The organism is Streptomyces sp. Q2 (assembly GCF_056820935.1).
The window spans coordinates 76,472-92,367 of sequence record NZ_JBXEJE010000011.1 but is presented as its reverse complement, the minus strand read 5'-3'; the positions used below and the strand labels follow the sequence as shown (position 1 = coordinate 92,367).

Annotated in this window: 18 protein-coding genes; 13 read left to right on the top strand and 5 right to left on the bottom strand. The window is 68.2% G+C overall.

Annotation, left to right across the window (positions count from 1 at the left end; all coding sequences use genetic code 11):
• The first annotated feature begins 53 nt into the window (after positions 1-53).
• Complete coding sequence (locus tag ACWBNA_RS14095; protein ID WP_482704684.1) at positions 54-1,253, top strand: TolB-like translocation protein; 1,200 nt, start codon at positions 54-56, stop codon at positions 1,251-1,253.
• Positions 1,254-1,439: 186 nt separating this feature from the next.
• On the opposite strand, the gene ACWBNA_RS14090 is transcribed toward ACWBNA_RS14095, so the two are convergent.
• Positions 1,440-1,799 (bottom strand): hypothetical protein, encoded by a 360-nt coding sequence (locus ACWBNA_RS14090; protein WP_482704683.1) that lies wholly within the window; start codon positions 1,797-1,799, stop codon positions 1,440-1,442.
• A 334-nt stretch (positions 1,800-2,133) separates the two neighbouring features.
• On the opposite strand from ACWBNA_RS14090, the gene map reads away from it, so the two are divergent.
• The 8 genes from map to truA all read left to right on the top strand — a co-directional run bounded on the left by map (position 2,134) and on the right by truA (position 7,576).
• The gene (gene map / locus ACWBNA_RS14085; RefSeq protein ID WP_482704682.1) at positions 2,134-2,970 is read left to right on the top strand and encodes a type I methionyl aminopeptidase; all 837 of its coding nucleotides are present in this window, start codon (positions 2,134-2,136) and stop codon (positions 2,968-2,970) included.
• A gap of 302 nt (positions 2,971-3,272) precedes the next feature.
• Positions 3,273-3,494: a translation initiation factor IF-1 gene (gene infA, locus ACWBNA_RS14080; RefSeq protein ID WP_003948620.1), complete on the top strand. Its 222-nt coding sequence runs from the start codon at positions 3,273-3,275 to the stop codon at positions 3,492-3,494.
• A gap of 60 nt (positions 3,495-3,554) precedes the next feature.
• Positions 3,555-3,668: a 50S ribosomal protein L36 gene (gene rpmJ, locus ACWBNA_RS14075; RefSeq protein ID WP_003998809.1), complete on the top strand. Its 114-nt coding sequence runs from the start codon at positions 3,555-3,557 to the stop codon at positions 3,666-3,668.
• Positions 3,669-3,893: 225 nt separating this feature from the next.
• Positions 3,894-4,274 carry a 30S ribosomal protein S13 gene (gene rpsM, locus ACWBNA_RS14070; protein WP_037680379.1) on the top strand — a complete coding sequence of 127 codons (381 nt, stop codon included), beginning with the start codon at positions 3,894-3,896 and terminating at the stop codon, positions 4,272-4,274.
• A 66-nt stretch (positions 4,275-4,340) separates the two neighbouring features.
• Complete coding sequence (gene rpsK, locus ACWBNA_RS14065; protein WP_003956432.1) at positions 4,341-4,745, top strand: 30S ribosomal protein S11; 405 nt, start codon at positions 4,341-4,343, stop codon at positions 4,743-4,745.
• A gap of 140 nt (positions 4,746-4,885) precedes the next feature.
• Positions 4,886-5,908, top strand: coding sequence for a DNA-directed RNA polymerase subunit alpha (locus tag ACWBNA_RS14060; protein WP_003966937.1), 1,023 nt, complete (start codon positions 4,886-4,888; stop codon positions 5,906-5,908).
• 166 nt (positions 5,909-6,074) lie between these two features.
• Complete coding sequence (gene rplQ / locus ACWBNA_RS14055; protein ID WP_482704681.1) at positions 6,075-6,578, top strand: 50S ribosomal protein L17; 504 nt, start codon at positions 6,075-6,077, stop codon at positions 6,576-6,578.
• Positions 6,579-6,718: 140 nt separating this feature from the next.
• Positions 6,719-7,576, top strand: a complete 858-nt coding sequence (truA, locus tag ACWBNA_RS14050; RefSeq protein WP_482704680.1) for a tRNA pseudouridine(38-40) synthase TruA — start codon at positions 6,719-6,721, stop codon at positions 7,574-7,576.
• Positions 7,577-7,589: 13 nt separating this feature from the next.
• Here the strand turns inward: truA and ACWBNA_RS14045 are convergent, their stop codons facing one another.
• On the bottom strand, positions 7,590-8,474 hold the full coding sequence (locus tag ACWBNA_RS14045) for a hypothetical protein (protein WP_482704679.1): 885 nt from the start codon (positions 8,472-8,474) through the stop codon (positions 7,590-7,592).
• A 443-nt stretch (positions 8,475-8,917) separates the two neighbouring features.
• Between ACWBNA_RS14045 and rplM the strand changes: the two genes are divergently transcribed.
• From rplM to glmM, 3 genes are all read left to right on the top strand, one after another.
• A complete protein-coding gene (gene rplM / locus ACWBNA_RS14040) occupies positions 8,918-9,361 on the top strand; it encodes a 50S ribosomal protein L13 (RefSeq protein WP_217235219.1) in 444 nt (147 codons plus the stop codon).
• A 42-nt stretch (positions 9,362-9,403) separates the two neighbouring features.
• The gene (gene rpsI / locus ACWBNA_RS14035; RefSeq protein WP_217235218.1) at positions 9,404-9,925 is read left to right on the top strand and encodes a 30S ribosomal protein S9; all 522 of its coding nucleotides are present in this window, start codon (positions 9,404-9,406) and stop codon (positions 9,923-9,925) included.
• Positions 9,926-10,110: 185 nt separating this feature from the next.
• A complete protein-coding gene (gene glmM, locus ACWBNA_RS14030; protein WP_482704678.1) occupies positions 10,111-11,469 on the top strand; it encodes a phosphoglucosamine mutase in 1,359 nt (452 codons plus the stop codon).
• Positions 11,470-11,769: 300 nt separating this feature from the next.
• Here the strand turns inward: glmM and ACWBNA_RS14025 are convergent, their stop codons facing one another.
• Positions 11,770-12,705, bottom strand: a complete 936-nt coding sequence (locus ACWBNA_RS14025) for a DUF389 domain-containing protein (RefSeq protein WP_482704677.1) — start codon at positions 12,703-12,705, stop codon at positions 11,770-11,772.
• Positions 12,706-12,721: 16 nt separating this feature from the next.
• Positions 12,722-13,690: a type I pantothenate kinase gene (gene coaA / locus ACWBNA_RS14020; protein WP_482704676.1), complete on the bottom strand. Its 969-nt coding sequence runs from the start codon at positions 13,688-13,690 to the stop codon at positions 12,722-12,724.
• A gap of 176 nt (positions 13,691-13,866) precedes the next feature.
• Here coaA and glmS point away from each other — a divergent pair, with 176 nt between their 5' ends.
• On the top strand, positions 13,867-15,714 hold the full coding sequence (gene glmS, locus ACWBNA_RS14015; RefSeq protein WP_482704675.1) for a glutamine--fructose-6-phosphate transaminase (isomerizing): 1,848 nt from the start codon (positions 13,867-13,869) through the stop codon (positions 15,712-15,714).
• Here glmS and ACWBNA_RS14010 read toward each other — a convergent pair.
• Entirely contained in the window at positions 15,675-15,893 is a 219-nt protein-coding gene (locus ACWBNA_RS14010; RefSeq protein WP_482704674.1) for a DUF397 domain-containing protein, read from the bottom strand. The two genes, glmS and ACWBNA_RS14010, sit on opposite strands and share 40 nt — an antisense overlap.
• Positions 15,894-15,896 lie beyond the last annotated feature (3 nt).

The window sequence follows — 15,896 nt, the reverse complement described above, 5'->3', positions numbered from 1 at the left end:
GGGGGCCGCTGCCTTGTTTCTTGGGGACCCCGAAAGTGCTCTGCCGAGGAGGTATGGCCATCAAGCTCGAACAGTTGCCACAGTCCGACGATTCCACCGAGCGGGAGCAGCCGTCGCTGCTCCGCCGCAGGAGTCGCAGCCTGGCGGTCGCCGCGGTGGCCGTGGTCGCCGCAGTCATCGGGGTGTCGTTGGCCCTGACGGGCGGTGGCCCGGAAGGGCAGTCCGAGGCCTCGGACGTGGTGGCCCGTCCGAACCAGTCCCCGCCGCGCGAGCTGATAGCCGCAGGGCAGGTCGCCGTCTCCGCGTACTACACGACGAAGCTCGTGCAGCAGCCGGACGGGGATGCGGTGAACGCGCGTGAGTGGAGTCTGTACAACGCCGCGACCAAGCGGTACGAGAAGACCGACTGGGCCTGGCTCGATGTCGCTCCCGGGATGAAGACCGCCGCGGTGCTGGAGGGCGATCTGCCCGTCAACCGCATAGGCCTGATGAATCTGTCGACGGGCAAGGTCCAGCGCTGGATCAAGGTCGACAAGGGCGTTGGCGGTGTGCAGTTCTCGCCGGACGGCGAGCGCCTGGTGGCGACGACGTACAGCCACAACCCGGACGGCCTCTTCCAGGACGCGCCGGTGCATGTGGAGGGCGCGTCGGAGGGTGGCGAAGTTCAGGAGATGCCGGGGCCGAAGCAGAGCCGTACCGGCTTCTATGTCATCGATGTCGACTCCGGCCAGGCGAAATTCAGTGAGCGGCCGGCCAAGAAGGACAGTATTGCGGCCATGGTCGGCACCGGGCGTCAGGACTTCAGCTGGAGCCGTGACGGCGAGATGCTGTGGGAGCAGAGGCTCGACCAGCCGGGCAGGAACTACTACGACGTGAACGGCAGGCGGAAGTCGCTTCCGCAGCAGAAGACCGATCTGGTCTTTCCGCCGGCGTCCACGTCCCCGGACGGAAAACTTGCGACCGGCGGCTTCGCGGGGGGTGAGGACGGCCAGATCGTTTCCGCGGTTCTGGACGCGAAGACCGGCAAGCGGAGCGCGGTCGTACCCGGACAGCAGCTTCTCGCGTGGGCGGACAACACCCACCTCATCGCCTGGCGGTGTGACCCCGGCCAGTGCCAACCCGGCAAGGGTGAGTTCCGCAACCAGCTGGTCCTGGTCAGCCTGGAGGGCGACAAGGTGACACCGCTCTCGGGCTTCCGTAAAGCCGATGAGAACTACGTCGGCCGCTGGACCCCGGTCTTCACCAAGCGCTGACCGTCTCCGCGGTCCCAGGTGGATGTGCACCTGGGACCGGCCACACCAAGAGCTCCGGCCGGTGCAGACGAATTGACTGATCGTCTGTACCGGCCGGAGCTTCTGGCATCCATGCGCCGTGCGCACACACCGTCACACTGTCGAGGTCTCCGTAGAGACCTCAAAACCTCTCGGTGTCAAACGGGCCTACTCGTCGAAGAACCAGTTCGAGCGGGTGCAGCCGCCGCCGTTCCAGCAGATGGCCAGACCGTGCGAGATGTTGCCTATCATGTCGTAGCCATTGTTGGACCGGTCGCAGCCGGCGTCTCCGCCGTCTTCTTCCTTGATGACCCAAACCAGGCCGGTGCCAGAGTCGTTGAGTCGCTCCAGGTACCCCGTGACGCCGTAGCCGTCAGCCCTCTTGTCGCAGACCGTGATGTCGTCACCATCGTCCTCGAACTTCACCGTGCCCCGGTCGCCGTGCCAGAGGGGCCCCTCGTCGTCGGCCATGGCGGGCGAGGCTGCGGCAAAGCCGATCAGAGTGGCGACGGCAGCGGCCGCGGCCACGCGGGACAGAGCTCTCTTGATCACTTGTTACCCCCGTTTTTGGGGACCGTGTATCCGGTCCGGAGCTATGGAGCTGAGTGCTGGCACCCGGCATCGCCAGGTGGCAACTGCGAGGCTAGAGTGGCTGGTTGGGTTCGTCAACGGCTTTTGTTGCTGAGGGTGCGGGTGTGACTGGAGCCGCGGTGACCCTGGCAGGCCGACCGGAGGCCGGCCGCGGGAGGCCTGTCCGGGGTGGCCGTCACCCCGGCTGGTGACCTCACCCCGGCTTCGGCTCGCGTGGACGCGTATCGTGCAGGGGATAGACGTAAACCCGCGGCAGGAGGCGGCAGCCCAGATGGTGCAGATCAAGACCCCCGAGCAGATCGCCAAGATGCGTGAGGCGGGGCTGGTCGTCGCCGCCATCCACGCGGCGACGCGTGAGGCCGCGGTGCCCGGGGCCACCACGAAGGACCTGGACCAGGTCGCGCGCAAGGTGCTGGCGGAGCACGACGCGAAGCCGAACTTCCTCGGGTACGGCGGCTTCCCCGCGACCATCTGCACCTCGGTGAACGAGGTCGTCGTCCACGGCATCCCGTCCGACGAGGTCGTCCTCAAGGACGGCGACATCATCTCCATCGACTGCGGCGCGATCATCGACGGCTGGCACGGCGACGCGGCCTACACGGCCTTCGTGGGCTCCGGTCACGCCCCGGAGCTCATCGAGCTCTCCCGGGTGACGGAGGAGTCGATGTGGGCCGGTATCGCTGCCATGAAGCTGGGCAACCGGCTCGTGGACGTCTCCCGGGCCATCGAGACGTACATCCGCCGTCAGCCGAAGGCCGGCGGCGGCCGTTACGGCATCATCGAGGACTACGGCGGCCACGGCATCGGCACCGAGATGCACATGGACCCGCACCTGCTGAACTACGTCGACCGGCGCCGCGGCAAGGGCCCCAAGCTGGTCCCCGGTTTCTGCCTCGCCATCGAGCCGATGGTCTCTCTCGGCACCCCGAAGACCGAGGTCCTCCAGGACGACTGGACGGTCATCACCACCGACGGCACGTGGTCGTCGCACTGGGAGCACTCGGTCGCGCTGACGGAGGAGGGCCCGCTGGTCCTGACGGCTCCGGACGGCGGCAAGGCGAAGCTCGCGGAGCTCGGGATCACGGCGGCGCCGGATCCGCTTGCCTGAGCACGTTCCGGCGTGCCGAGTCCTGTCCGGACGGCGGCCGCGGACACGTGAAGGCCGGTCGCGCCCACGCGGCGGAGCCGCACATAGAGACGGCCCCGCGCCCCGTCAGGGCGCCGGGCGCCGGACCGGGTCACAGGCCTACGCGCTTAGAGATCTCCGGCTCGGGGCAGACTCTCTCGATTCGTCTTTCCGGGAGCGCTGTCGTAGACTGACTCGTCGGCTCTCGTGCACCCGCATGTCCGCATGCGCCTGTAAGGGACGCAAAGAGAGTCGATCAAGGTAGTCGATTCGAAGGGCGAAGCGTGGCCAAGAAGCAAGGTGCCATCGAGATCGAGGGCACTGTCGTCGAGTCTCTTCCGAACGCCATGTTCAAGGTCGAGCTCCAGAACGGCCACCAGGTCCTGGCGCACATCAGCGGCAAGATGCGTATGCACTACATCCGTATCCTCCCTGACGACCGGGTCGTGGTGGAGTTGTCTCCGTACGACCTGACGCGTGGCCGGATCGTCTACCGGTACAAGTAGATCTTGCCTTTGCCCCGCTTTCCGGCGGGGTGGTGGCACTGACCCGGAGAACCTCACCCCATGAAGGTCAAGCCGAGCGTCAAGAAGATCTGCGACAAGTGCAGGGTGATCCGCCGTCACGGTCGGGTCATGGTCATCTGCGAGAACCCGCGCCACAAGCAGCGCCAGGGCTGACGCACGATCCACCCTCTGCTCTTCGCAGAACTTCGCGCGACGCGAGCTGAACATGTTCATACGCAGGACCCAGGCATCGCGAGTGATCGCCTGACACCCCCGGTTCGGAGGCCGGGGACCCACGCCGTACCTAATCTTTGGCTGCTTCTGTGGAACAGCGCGAAGAGGCCGGCGGCTGGGAGTCGGTTCTGTGGAAGACCTCCGAAGATCAACTGGAGCCATTGAATGGCACGCGTTTCCGGTGTTGACATCCCGCGCGAAAAGCGTGTGGAGGTCGCCCTGACCTACGTGTTCGGCATCGGCCGGACCCTTTCCCAGCTCACGCTGGCCGAGACCGGCATCGACCCGAACACCCGGGTTCGCGACCTCTCCGAGGAGCAGCTGGTCGCGATCCGCGAGTACGTCGACAACAACATCAAGACCGAGGGTGACCTCCGTCGCGAGATCCAGGCCGACATCCGCCGCAAGGTCGAGATCGGTTGCTACCAGGGTCTGCGTCACCGTCGCGGTCTGCCTGTCCGCGGTCAGCGCACCAGCACGAACGCCCGCACCCGCAAGGGCCCGCGTCGCGCCATCGCCGGTAAGAAGAAGCCGGGCAAGAAGTAGTCCTCAGCGGACGCTTGAACAAGCGGTCTTCGCTGTAGGACCGACCACCTCCCGTAGGAGTTATAGATGCCCCCCAAGGGTCGTCAGGGCGCTGCCAAGAAGGTGCGCCGCAAGGAAAAGAAGAACGTCGCTCACGGCCACGCGCACATCAAGAGCACGTTCAACAACACGATCGTCTCGATCACGGACCCCTCGGGCAACGTGATCTCCTGGGCCTCCGCCGGCCACGTCGGCTTCAAGGGCTCGCGCAAGTCCACCCCCTTCGCCGCGCAGATGGCCGCCGAGTCGGCCGCCCGCCGCGCGCAGGAGCACGGCATGCGCAAGGTCGACGTCTTCGTGAAGGGCCCGGGCTCCGGTCGCGAGACCGCGATCCGCTCCCTCCAGGCCACCGGTCTTGAGGTCGGCTCCATCCAGGACGTCACCCCCACCCCGCACAACGGCTGCCGTCCGCCCAAGCGCCGCCGCGTCTGAGGCTCGGTCGTCTTGAGGTTGCGGGCGGTACGGCTCTTCGGAGGCGTGCCGCCCGTACCCTTGCAGAAGTAACAACATCGGGCTCCGCCCGGTGAGCAGGGCGTCAAATAGCGGGCGCCCCTGACTGAAGGATTCCCACCATGCTGATTGCTCAGCGTCCCTCGTTGACCGAAGAGGTCGTCGACGAGTTCCGCTCCCGGTTCGTGATCGAGCCGCTGGAGCCGGGCTTCGGCTACACGCTCGGCAACTCCCTGCGCCGTACGCTCCTCTCCTCGATCCCGGGTGCGGCGGTCACGTCCATCCGCATCGACGGCGTTCTGCACGAGTTCACCACCGTGCCGGGCGTCAAGGAGGACGTCACCGACCTGATCCTCAACATCAAGCAGCTGGTCGTCTCCTCGGAGCACGACGAGCCGGTCGTGATGTACCTGCGCAAGCAGGGCCCGGGTCTGGTCACCGCCGCCGACATCGCGCCCCCGGCCGGTGTCGAGGTGCACAACCCCGACCTCGTCCTCGCCACGCTCAACGGCAAGGGCAAGCTGGAGATGGAGCTGACGGTCGAGCGCGGCCGCGGTTACGTCTCCGCCGTGCAGAACAAGCAGGTGGGCCAGGAGATCGGCCGTATCCCGGTCGACTCCATCTACAGCCCCGTCCTGAAGGTCACGTACAAGGTCGAGGCGACCCGTGTCGAGCAGCGCACCGACTTCGACAAGCTGATCGTCGACGTCGAGACCAAGCAGGCCATGCGTCCGCGTGACGCCATGGCGTCGGCCGGCAAGACCCTGGTCGAGCTGTTCGGTCTGGCCCGTGAGCTCAACATCGACGCCGAGGGCATCGACATGGGCCCGTCCCCCACGGACGCCGCCCTGGCCGCCGATCTCGCCCTGCCGATCGAGGAGCTGGAGCTCACCGTTCGGTCGTACAACTGCCTCAAGCGCGAGGGCATCCACTCCGTGGGTGAGCTCGTGGCGCGTTCCGAGGCCGACCTGCTCGACATCCGCAACTTCGGTGCGAAGTCGATCGACGAGGTCAAGGCGAAGCTCGCCGGGATGGGCCTGGCCCTGAAGGACAGCCCGCCCGGATTCGACCCGACCGCCGCCGCGGACGCCTTCGGTGCCGATGACGATGCTGACGCCGGTTTCGTGGAGACCGAGCAGTACTGATTCGGCTGCCGGTCCCTCGTGGCTGGTCGCGCAGTTCCCCGCGCCCCTTGGGGCGCGGACCTTCCGGGAGTCTGAAAAGGCTCCCGGATCTTCGACGGGCGACCGCCCGCTCGGATACTGACCCCGGTACCTGATACGGCCGGGGCAGACACCTAGGAGAAACACCATGCCGAAGCCCACCAAGGGTGCCCGTCTGGGCGGCAGCGCCGCGCACGAGAAGCTGCTCATCGCGAACCTCGCGAAGTCGCTGTTCGAGCACGGTCGTATCACCACCACCGAGGCGAAGGCGCGCAAGCTGCGTCCGTACGCCGAGCGTCTGGTCACCAAGGCGAAGAAGGGCGACCTTCACAACCGCCGTCAGGTGCTCCAGGTGATCACGGACAAGAGCATCGTGCACACGCTCTTCACCGAGATCGGCCCGCGCTACGAGAACCGCCCGGGTGGCTACACCCGCATCACCAAGATCGGTAACCGCCGTGGCGACAACGCGCCCATGGCTGTCATCGAGCTGGTCGAGGCGCTGACGGTCGCGCAGCAGGCGACCGGTGAGGCCGAGGCCGCCACCAAGCGTTCCGCCAAGGACGCCGAGGCTCCGGCCGCCGAGGAGACCAAGGTCGACACGACCAAGGCCGACGAGGCCGGCGAGGCCGAGGAGCCGAAGGACGCGTAAGCGTTCCGCCGGGGTGTGTGCGGTTGCGGTTGCGGCTTCGTCGTGGCTGATCGCGCAGTTACCGGCGCCCCTTCGGGGCGTTGCGGGTCCGTTCCTTTCGAGGGGCGGGCCCGCTTTCGTGTGGGTGAGAGGATTTCTGGGTGAGTGACGAAGTTGAGGCCGGGTTCGTGCGGGTGCGGATGGACCTGTCCTACGACGGGACCGCGTTCTCCGGGTGGGCCAAGCAGGCCGGGGGACGGCGGACCGTGCAGGGCGAGATCGAGGACGCCCTGCGGACCGTGACGCGGTCGAAGGACGCGACGTACGAGCTGACCGTCGCCGGGCGGACCGACGCCGGTGTGCACGCGCGCGGGCAGGTGGCGCACGTCGATCTGCCGGAGGAGCTCTGGGCGGAGCACCGGGAGAAGCTGCTCAAGCGGCTCGCAGGGCGGCTCTCCAAGGACGTACGGGTCTGGTCCCTCGCCGAGGCCCCCGCGGGCTTCAACGCCCGTTTCTCGGCGATCTGGCGGCGGTACGCGTACCGGGTCACCGACAACCCCGGCGGTGTCGACCCGCTGCTGCGCAGCCACGTCCTGTGGCACGACTGGCCGCTCGACGTCGACGCCATGAACGAGGCGGCCGAGCGGCTCCTGGGCGAGCACGACTTCGCCGCCTACTGCAAGCGGCGCGAGGGCGCGACCACCATTCGTACGCTCCAGGAGCTGAGCCTCGTGCGCGGCGACGACGGTGTCGTCACCGCCACGGTCCGGGCCGACGCCTTCTGCCACAACATGGTGCGCTCGCTCATCGGGGCGCTGCTGTTCGTGGGCGACGGGCACCGGCAGGCCGACTGGCCCGGGAAGGTGCTGGCGGCCGGCGTACGGGACTCGGCGGTGCACGTCGTACGACCGCACGGGCTGACCCTCGAAGAGGTCGGCTACCCGGCCGACGGGCTGCTGGCCGCGCGCAACAAGGAGGCCCGCAACAGGCGGTCACTGCCCGGGGCCGGCTGCTGCTGACCCCGGGCGGCCGTCATCCGTTGACCGCGGCCGACGCCTGGGCCTCGCCACGGCGGCGGATCTGGCGGAATGTGAACTCGCCGAGGTCGTCGCCGGTCGTGAAGACGGCGGTGTCCTTCTCGGTCACGTCCTTGCCGTTGGTGAAGCCGGCGATCGTGAAGTAGGCGTAGCGGCCGTAGGAGTTGGTGGTCGAGCGGCAGACGGCGGAGTTGCAGAACGCCTTGACGCCGTCCCCGGCCAGCGACGCGACGATGCTCTTCTTGTCGGCGCTCTTCTTGGCCTTGACCGCCGCGGCCTCGCTGTCGAAGACGGCCACGCCGACGGTCACCGCCATGTTGTCCTTGGTGTAGGTGACGCGCATCAGGCGGGTGCAGCCGTTGTCGGTGAGGACCTTGGGGAGCGTGCCCTTGGCGGCCGCGGCGCAGCTCTTGGTGTCGGCCGTCGGGCCCTTCTTGTAGACGGTCGAGCCCATGGTCAGCTGCGTGCCCGGGAAGAGGATGACCGGGCTGATCGGGGCCGTGTCCTTGCTCTTGTCGGAGACGAACTCCTTCGGGTCCAGCGGCGGCGGGGCGCTGGTCGGCTCGAACGACGGGTCCGCGGTGCCGGTCCCGCTCGGGATGTCGGCGCTGCTGGGGAGGGAGGCCGGCTTGCCCGATCCCTCGGGGTCGCCGTTCGCCGACACCACGGCCATCGCCACGGCGGTGCCGATCGCCAGCGTGGCCAGTGCGCCGCCGCCGATGAACAGCAGCCGGCGCCGCTTGGCGCGCGTCTCGGACGCCTCGGCGAGCGCGGCCCAGTCCGGAGTCTCGTCGGTGTTGCCGCCGTTCCACGGCTGCTGGGATTGCGGTGTCCAGGGATCCCACTGGGACTGGGGTCCCCCCTGCTGCCCATAGCTCATGGGGCGCATCTTAGACGGGAGGGCGGTGTGCCGGTCCGCCCCAAGAGGCTCCCAAGGCACCGGCGTTCGCTCGGGGAGCGCACGCAAAAGCGACATCTCCGGGTGGTTGGTACGAAGGATTCCGTGGGCCGGCTTCACTGTGTGTGTGCCGGTGTTCACGCGGGCGTATCCCGCGAGGCCGCGGCGGTGCGGCGGGCGGGTAGAATCGGGCCGGACGGCAGCAGTCGCCTCGTTTTGACCCGTACGGGCCAGCGAAGGTATCCTGCTTCTTCGTTGTGTATTGGCTTGCTCATTCTCACGGGACGGGCCCTTACACCGGTCCACCGGGCCGATGACCAGCGACCCCACGTACGCGGTATGCGTCGCCGCAGTGGGCTGAGGCTGTCGTGATCGTTTCGGTGACCTTGTTTAGGACCATTCACTCGAAGCGAAGGCTACGAACCGTGCGTACGTACAGCCCCAAGCCCGGCGATGTGACGCGCCAGTGGCACGTCATCGACGCTCAGGACATCGTCCTGGGTCGTCTCGCCACCACCGCCGCCACGCTTCTGCGGGGCAAGCACAAGCCGATCTACGCGCCCCACGTCGACACCGGTGACTTCGTCGTCATCATCAACGCCGACAAGGTGCACCTGTCCGGTAACAAGCGGACCCAGAAGATGGCCTACCGCCACTCCGGCTACCCGGGTGGTCTGCGCTCCGTCCGTTACGACGAGCTGCTCGACAAGAACCCCGAGAAGGCCATCGAGAAGGCCGTCAAGGGCATGCTCCCCAAGAACACCCTGGGCCGCCAGATGCTGTCGAAGCTGAAGGTCTACAGGGGCGACCAGCACCCGCACGCTGCCCAGCAGCCGGTGCCGTTCGAGATCACCCAGGTCGCGCAGTAAGTCCGGCCACCCCCTAAGACTGAACAGAATCTGAGGAGAATCGTGGCCGAGACCACCGTTGAGCAGCCGGTCGAAGAGACCGAGCTTGTCGACATCGAGAGCTACACCACGGAGTCGGACGTCCCCGTCGAGGGCGAGTACACCTCCGAGTCCATGGCGTCCCGCTTCGGCGACCCGCAGCCGGCCGCCGGCCTGGGCCGTCGCAAGAACGCCATCGCCCGCGTCCGGATCGTCCCGGGCTCCGGCAAGTGGAAGATCAACGGTCGCACCCTCGAGGACTACTTCCCGAACAAGGTGCACCAGCAGGAAGTCAACGAGCCCTTCAAGGTGCTCGAGCTCGAAGGCCGCTACGACGTCATCGCCCGCATCGCGGGTGGCGGTGTCTCCGGTCAGGCCGGTGCCCTCCGTCTCGGTGTCGCCCGTGCGCTGAACGAGGCCGACGTGGACAACAACCGCGGCGCCCTCAAGAAGGCCGGCTTCCTCAAGCGCGACGACCGTGCGGTCGAGCGCAAGAAGGCCGGTCTCAAGAAGGCTCGCAAGGCCCCGCAGTACAGCAAGCGTTAAGCTTCGCTGCCTGCTCGTACTCGCAGTACTAACAGCAGTACGCAGTACGTCCGAACGCCCCGGCGGCACGCCACAGTGCCACCGGGGCGTTCGTTTATCACAGCCCTGGGCGTATAACGGCACAAGGCGCTCAAAGGCTTGTGCGATCGGATGATTTCCGGATCTGAAGCTTCTCAGGAGGACAAGTGGGACGACTCTTCGGCACGGACGGCGTGCGCGGTGTCGCCAACGCGGATCTGACGGCCGAGCTGGCCCTCGGCCTCTCCGTCGCCGCGGCGCACGTACTGGCCGAGGCGGGCACCTTCGAGGGGCACCGGCCGACCGCGGTGGTCGGACGGGACCCGCGGGCGTCCGGGGAGTTCCTGGAGGCCGCCGTGGTCGCGGGCCTCGCCAGCGCAGGCGTCGACGTGCTGAAGGTGGGCGTGCTGCCGACCCCGGCGGTCGCGTATCTCACGGCGGACCTCGGCGCCGACCTCGGCGTCATGCTCTCCGCCAGCCACAACGCCATGCCCGACAACGGCATCAAGTTCCTCGCGCGCGGCGGGCACAAGCTCGACGACGAGCTGGAGGAACGCATCGAGGCCGTCTACGAGGAGCACCGCACCGGCGCCCCCTGGGACCGGCCGACCGGCTCGGGCGTGGGTCGCGTGCGGACGTACGAGGAAGGGGCCGAGCGGTACGTCTCCCACCTCGTCGGTGTCCTTCCGAACCGGCTCGACGGGCTGAAGATCGTCCTCGACGAGGCGCACGGCGCTGCCGCAAAGGTCTCGCCCGACGCGTTCACACGGGCCGGTGCCGAGATCATCACCATCGGCGCCGAGCCGAACGGGCTCAACATCAACGAGGGCTGCGGCTCCACCCACCTCGGACTCCTCAAGGCCGCGGTCGTCGAGCACGGGGCCGCGTTCGGCATCGCGCACGACGGTGACGCGGACCGCTGCCTCGCCGTCGACCACACCGGTGAGGAGGTGGACGGCGACCAGATCATGGCCGTACTCGCGCTTGCGATGCGGGAGCGTTCCGCACTGCGCTCCGGCACCGTTGTCGCGACGGTCATGTCGAACCTCGGGTTCAAGCTGGCGATGGAGCGGGAGGGGCTCACGGTCATCCAGACGGGGGTGGGGGACCGCTACGTGCTGGAGGAGATGAAGGAGCACGGGTACACGCTGGGCGGCGAGCAGTCCGGGCACGTGATCATCCTTGACCACGCGACCACCGGGGACGGCACGCTGACCGGGTTGCTGCTGGCCGCTCGGGTCGCGGAGAGCGGGCGGTCGCTCAGGGAGCTGGCGGGCGTGATGGAGCGGTTGCCGCAGGTGCTGATCAATGTGCCGGATGTCGACCGGTCCCGGGTGGGTACGTCCTCGGAGCTCGCGACGGCGGTTGCCGATGCGGAGCGGGAGCTCGGTGAGACCGGGCGGGTGTTGTTGCGGCCGTCGGGGACCGAGCCGTTGGTTCGGGTGATGGTTGAGGCCGCTGATATCGATCAGGCTCGGTCTGTGGCGGGGCGGCTTGCGGATGCGGTGAAGTCGGCGCTGGGGTAAGGGTGTTGGTGTTGCTGTTCCGGGTTGGGGGTGGGGGTTCTGTGGGGTGCGGGCCGCGGGTTCGTCGTGGCTTGTCGCGCAGTTCCCCGCGCCCCTAGGGGTGGTTTGTGTTGTGGGTCCCGTGCCGCTCGGGGGTGGCTTGTCGCGCAGTTCCCCGCGCCCCTAGGGGTGGTTTGTGTTGTGGGTCCCGTGCCGCTCGGGGGTGGCTTGTTGCGCAGTTCCCCGCGCCCCTAAGGGGCGGCTTGTGTTGTGGGGTCCCGGGCTGCTGGGGGGTGGCTTGTCGCGCAGTTGCCCGCGCCCCTAGCGGCGTTGCCGGGACCGTTGGGCGGTCCAGAGGCATTTCTGGGTCAGTAGGGTGAGGGTGCCGGCGAGGATGATGCCGAAGAGGTTCAGCAGGAGTTGTTCCGAGGAGCGCCAGGCCTGGTTGGTGTCGCTGTAGATGAGGGCCACAGCCGCGTTGGCGGCTGCTGGGACCGTTGTCACGGAGATGGCGACTCCGACCAGGGCGCCGGACTTGGCGGACGTCAGGGAGAGGGTGCCGGCGGCTCCGGCGAGGACGGCCACGACGAACGAGAACCAGTCCGGGGCGTAGATGAAACCGGTGTTGGGCCGGTCGGCCTCCAACTGGGCCTTGCTGAACAGGCCGACGGCGTCCATGAAGAGGCTGAAGCCCACGGTCACCGCCATCGCCGCGGCGAAGCCCACCAGCAGCGCGATCAGGGAACGCACGGCGAGCCGCGGTGCGCGCTGCACTATCGCGGTGCAGATGCCCGCCAACGGCCCGAACTCCGGGCCGACCGCCATCGCGCCGACGATCAGGATCGCGTTGTCCAGGACCACACCGCAGGCCGCGATCATCGTGGCGAGCGTGATGAACGCGAGGTAGGTGACGGAGAGCGTCGACTCCTCGTGGGTGGCGTCCGTCAGGTGCTCCCACAGGACCGCGTCCGCACCCTCGCCGGGGGCGTCCGCCTCGGCCTTGTCGGCACGCTCGGACAGGGACAGGTCGATGTTCTCGACGGCGATGGAGCCGGAGTGGCCGAGGCCCAACTCCTGTAGTCCGGTGAGGAGTTCGTCGCCGGCTTCGCGGGCGACGTCGCACATCACCACGTCTCCGGCCGGGTTGCGGGCGGTGCCCGGCATGACGACGAGATGGGCGGTGCCGACCGTCTCCTCGATCAGGCGGACCACGTCGTCGGTCTTGTCGGACGGGGCGATGAGACGCAGATGCAGCATGGCGGCAGACTAACGGTCACAGTTTGCGCAGGCTCAGGCGCTGGACCTTGTGATCGGGGCCCTTGCGGATGATGAGGGCGGCGCGGCCGCGGGTGGGGGCCACGTTCTCGATCAGGTTGGGCCGGTTGATCGTCCGCCAGGTCGTGCGGGCGTAGTCGAGGGCCTCCTCCTCGGACACCTGGGTGTACTTGCGGAAGTACGAGGACGGGTTCTGGAAGGCGGTCGCGCGCAGCTTCTTGAAGCGGTTGAGGTACCAGCGCTCGATGTCCTCGGCGCGGGCGTCGACGTACACGCTGAAGTCGAAGTAGTCGGCGAGGCCGACGCGGGTGCGGCCGTCCTTGCCGGGCAGGGCGGGCTGCAGGACGTTGAGGCCCTCGACGATCAGGATGTCGGGGCGGCGGACCGTGAGCCGCTGGTCCGGGACGATGTCGTAGATGAGGTGGGAGTACACCGGGGCCGTCACCTCGTCCTTGCCGGCCTTGATGTCCGCGACGAAGCGGGTCAGGGCGCGGCGGTCGTACGACTCGGGGAAACCTTTCCGCGACAGGAGGCCGCGGGCCTGGAGCTCCTTGGTGGGCAGCAGGAAGCCGTCGGTGGTGACCAGCTCGACGCGCGGGTGCTCGGGCCAGCGGGAGAGCAGGGCCTGGAGCAGACGGGCGACGGTCGACTTGCCGACCGCGACCGACCCCGCCACCCCTATGACGAAGGGGGTGCCGGACTGGGAGCCCTGTTCGCCGAGGAAGGTGTTCAGGGCGCCGCGCAGGCCGTCGGTGGCGCCGACGTAGAGGTTCAGGAGGCGGGAGAGCGGGAGGTAGATGTCCCGCACCTCGTCGAGGTCGATGACATCGCCGAGGCCGCGCAGCTTCTCGACCTCCTCGGCCGTGAGCGGCAGCGGCGTCTTCTCGCGCAGCACACTCCATTCCGCTCGGGTGAGGTCGACGTAGGGAGTCGCCTCCGGCCTGTGCCGGTGGGCGCTCCGGGGCATCGGGGAGACCGGAGAGATCACAGTCCATTGTTAACGGAGTTTGAACGGGGTGGTGGGTGGGGTGCGTCACGCATGAGCCTGTCAGCCGGGACCGGGGCTCGTACGGGCGTGGGAATTTCCGAAATCGGGCAGGCTGGAGCAGTTTCGGGCGGCGATTCGTGCGTAGGCTGCGGGCCATGTGCGGAATCGTGGGTTACGTGGGGGCGCAGTCGGCGCTCGATGTCGTGATGGCCGGACTGAAGCGGCTGGAGTACCGGGGGTACGACTCGGCGGGTGTCGCCGTGCTCGCGGACGACGGGCCGGCCGTGGCGAAACAGGCCGGGAAACTGGTCAACCTGGAGAAGGCGCTGGTCGACCAGCCACTGCCGACCGGTACGACGGGCATCGGGCACACGCGGTGGGCCACGCACGGCGGGCCGACGGACGCCAACGCCCATCCGCACCTCGACAACGCGGGGCGGGTCGCCGTGGTGCACAACGGGATCATCGAGAACTTCGCCGCGCTGCGGGCCGAGCTGGCGGAGCGGGGGCACGACCTGGCCTCCGAGACCGACACCGAGGTGGTCGCCCATCTGCTCGCCGAGGAGTTCTCCTCCTGCGCCGACCTGGCCGAGTCGATGCGCCTGGTGTGCCGACGGCTGGAGGGTGCGTTCACGCTGGTGGCGGTGCACGCGGACCAGCCGGACGTGGTCGTGGGGGCACGGCGGAACTCGCCGCTCGTGGTGGGCGTCGGAGACGGCGAGGCCTTTCTCGCCTCGGACGTCGCCGCCTTCATCGCCCACACGCGCTCCGCGATCGAGCTGGGTCAGGACCAGGTGGTGGAGCTGCGGCGGGACGGGGTGACGGTCACCGGCTTCGACGGGCGGCCGGCAGAAGTGCGCTCGTATCACGTCGACTGGGACGCCTCCGCCGCGGAAAAGGGCGGCTACGACTACTTCATGCTCAAGGAGATCGCCGAGCAGCCCAAGGCCGTCGCCGACACCTTGCTGGGCCGCATCGACGCGTCCGGCTCACTGAGGCTGGACGAGGTCCGGATCGGCGCCTCCGAGCTGCGCGAGGTGGACAAGGTCGTCATCGTCGCCTGCGGTACGGCCTTCCACGCCGGGATGATCGCCAAGTACGCCATCGAGCACTGGACGCGGATTCCGTGCGAGGTCGAGCTGGCGAGCGAGTTCCGGTACCGGGATCCGATCCTCGACGCACAGTCCCTGGTCATCGCCATCTCCCAGTCCGGCGAGACCATGGACACGCTGATGGCCCTACGGCACGCCCGCGAACAGGGCTCCAAGGTGCTGGCCATCTGCAACACCAACGGCTCGACCATTCCCCGCGAGTCGGACGCGGTGCTGTACACCCACGCCGGGCCGGAGGTCGCCGTCGCCTCCACCAAGGCATTCCTCACGCAGCTCGTGGCGTGCTACCTCGTCGCCGTCTATCTGGGCCAGGTGCGCGGCACCAAGTGGGGAGACGAGATCAGCGCCGTGGTGCGCGACCTGTCGCAGATCTCCGGCCAGGTCGAGCGGGTGCTGGAGACCATGGAGCCGGTGCGGGCACTCGCGCGGTCGCTCGCCTCCAAGGACACGGTGCTCTTCCTTGGGCGGCATGTGGGATATCCGGTGGCCCTCGAGGGCGCCCTGAAGCTCAAGGAGCTCGCCTACATGCACGCCGAGGGCTTCGCCGCGGGCGAGTTGAAGCACGGGCCGATCGCCCTGATCGAGGACGACATGCCGGTGGTCGTCGTCGTGCCCTCGCCTCGCGGGCGGTCGGTCCTCCACGACAAGATCGTGTCCAACATCCAGGAGATCCGGGCACGCGGGGCACGCACGATCGTCATCGCCGAGGAGGGCGACGAGGCGGTGGTGCCGTACGCCGACCACCTGATCCGGATTCCGGCCACGCCGACCTTGCTTCAACCGCTGGTCGCGACCGTGCCCTTGCAGGTCTTCGCCTGTGAGCTGGCGACCGCTCGGGGCAACGAGGTGGATCAGCCCCGGAACCTGGCGAAGTCGGTGACGGTGGAGTGAGCCGACTTCAGCGCGTCGAGGAAGGGGACGAAGGCTCCGGCCGGGAAGGTGAGGGTCGCGCGGGCCGGGGCCTTTGAGTCGCGGACGGCTATGTGGGTGGGGCGGGCGGCGATCTCTACGCAGGCGTTGCCCTCGCCGCCGCCGGAGTAGGACGACTTCCGCCAGGTGTAGGTGATCATGCG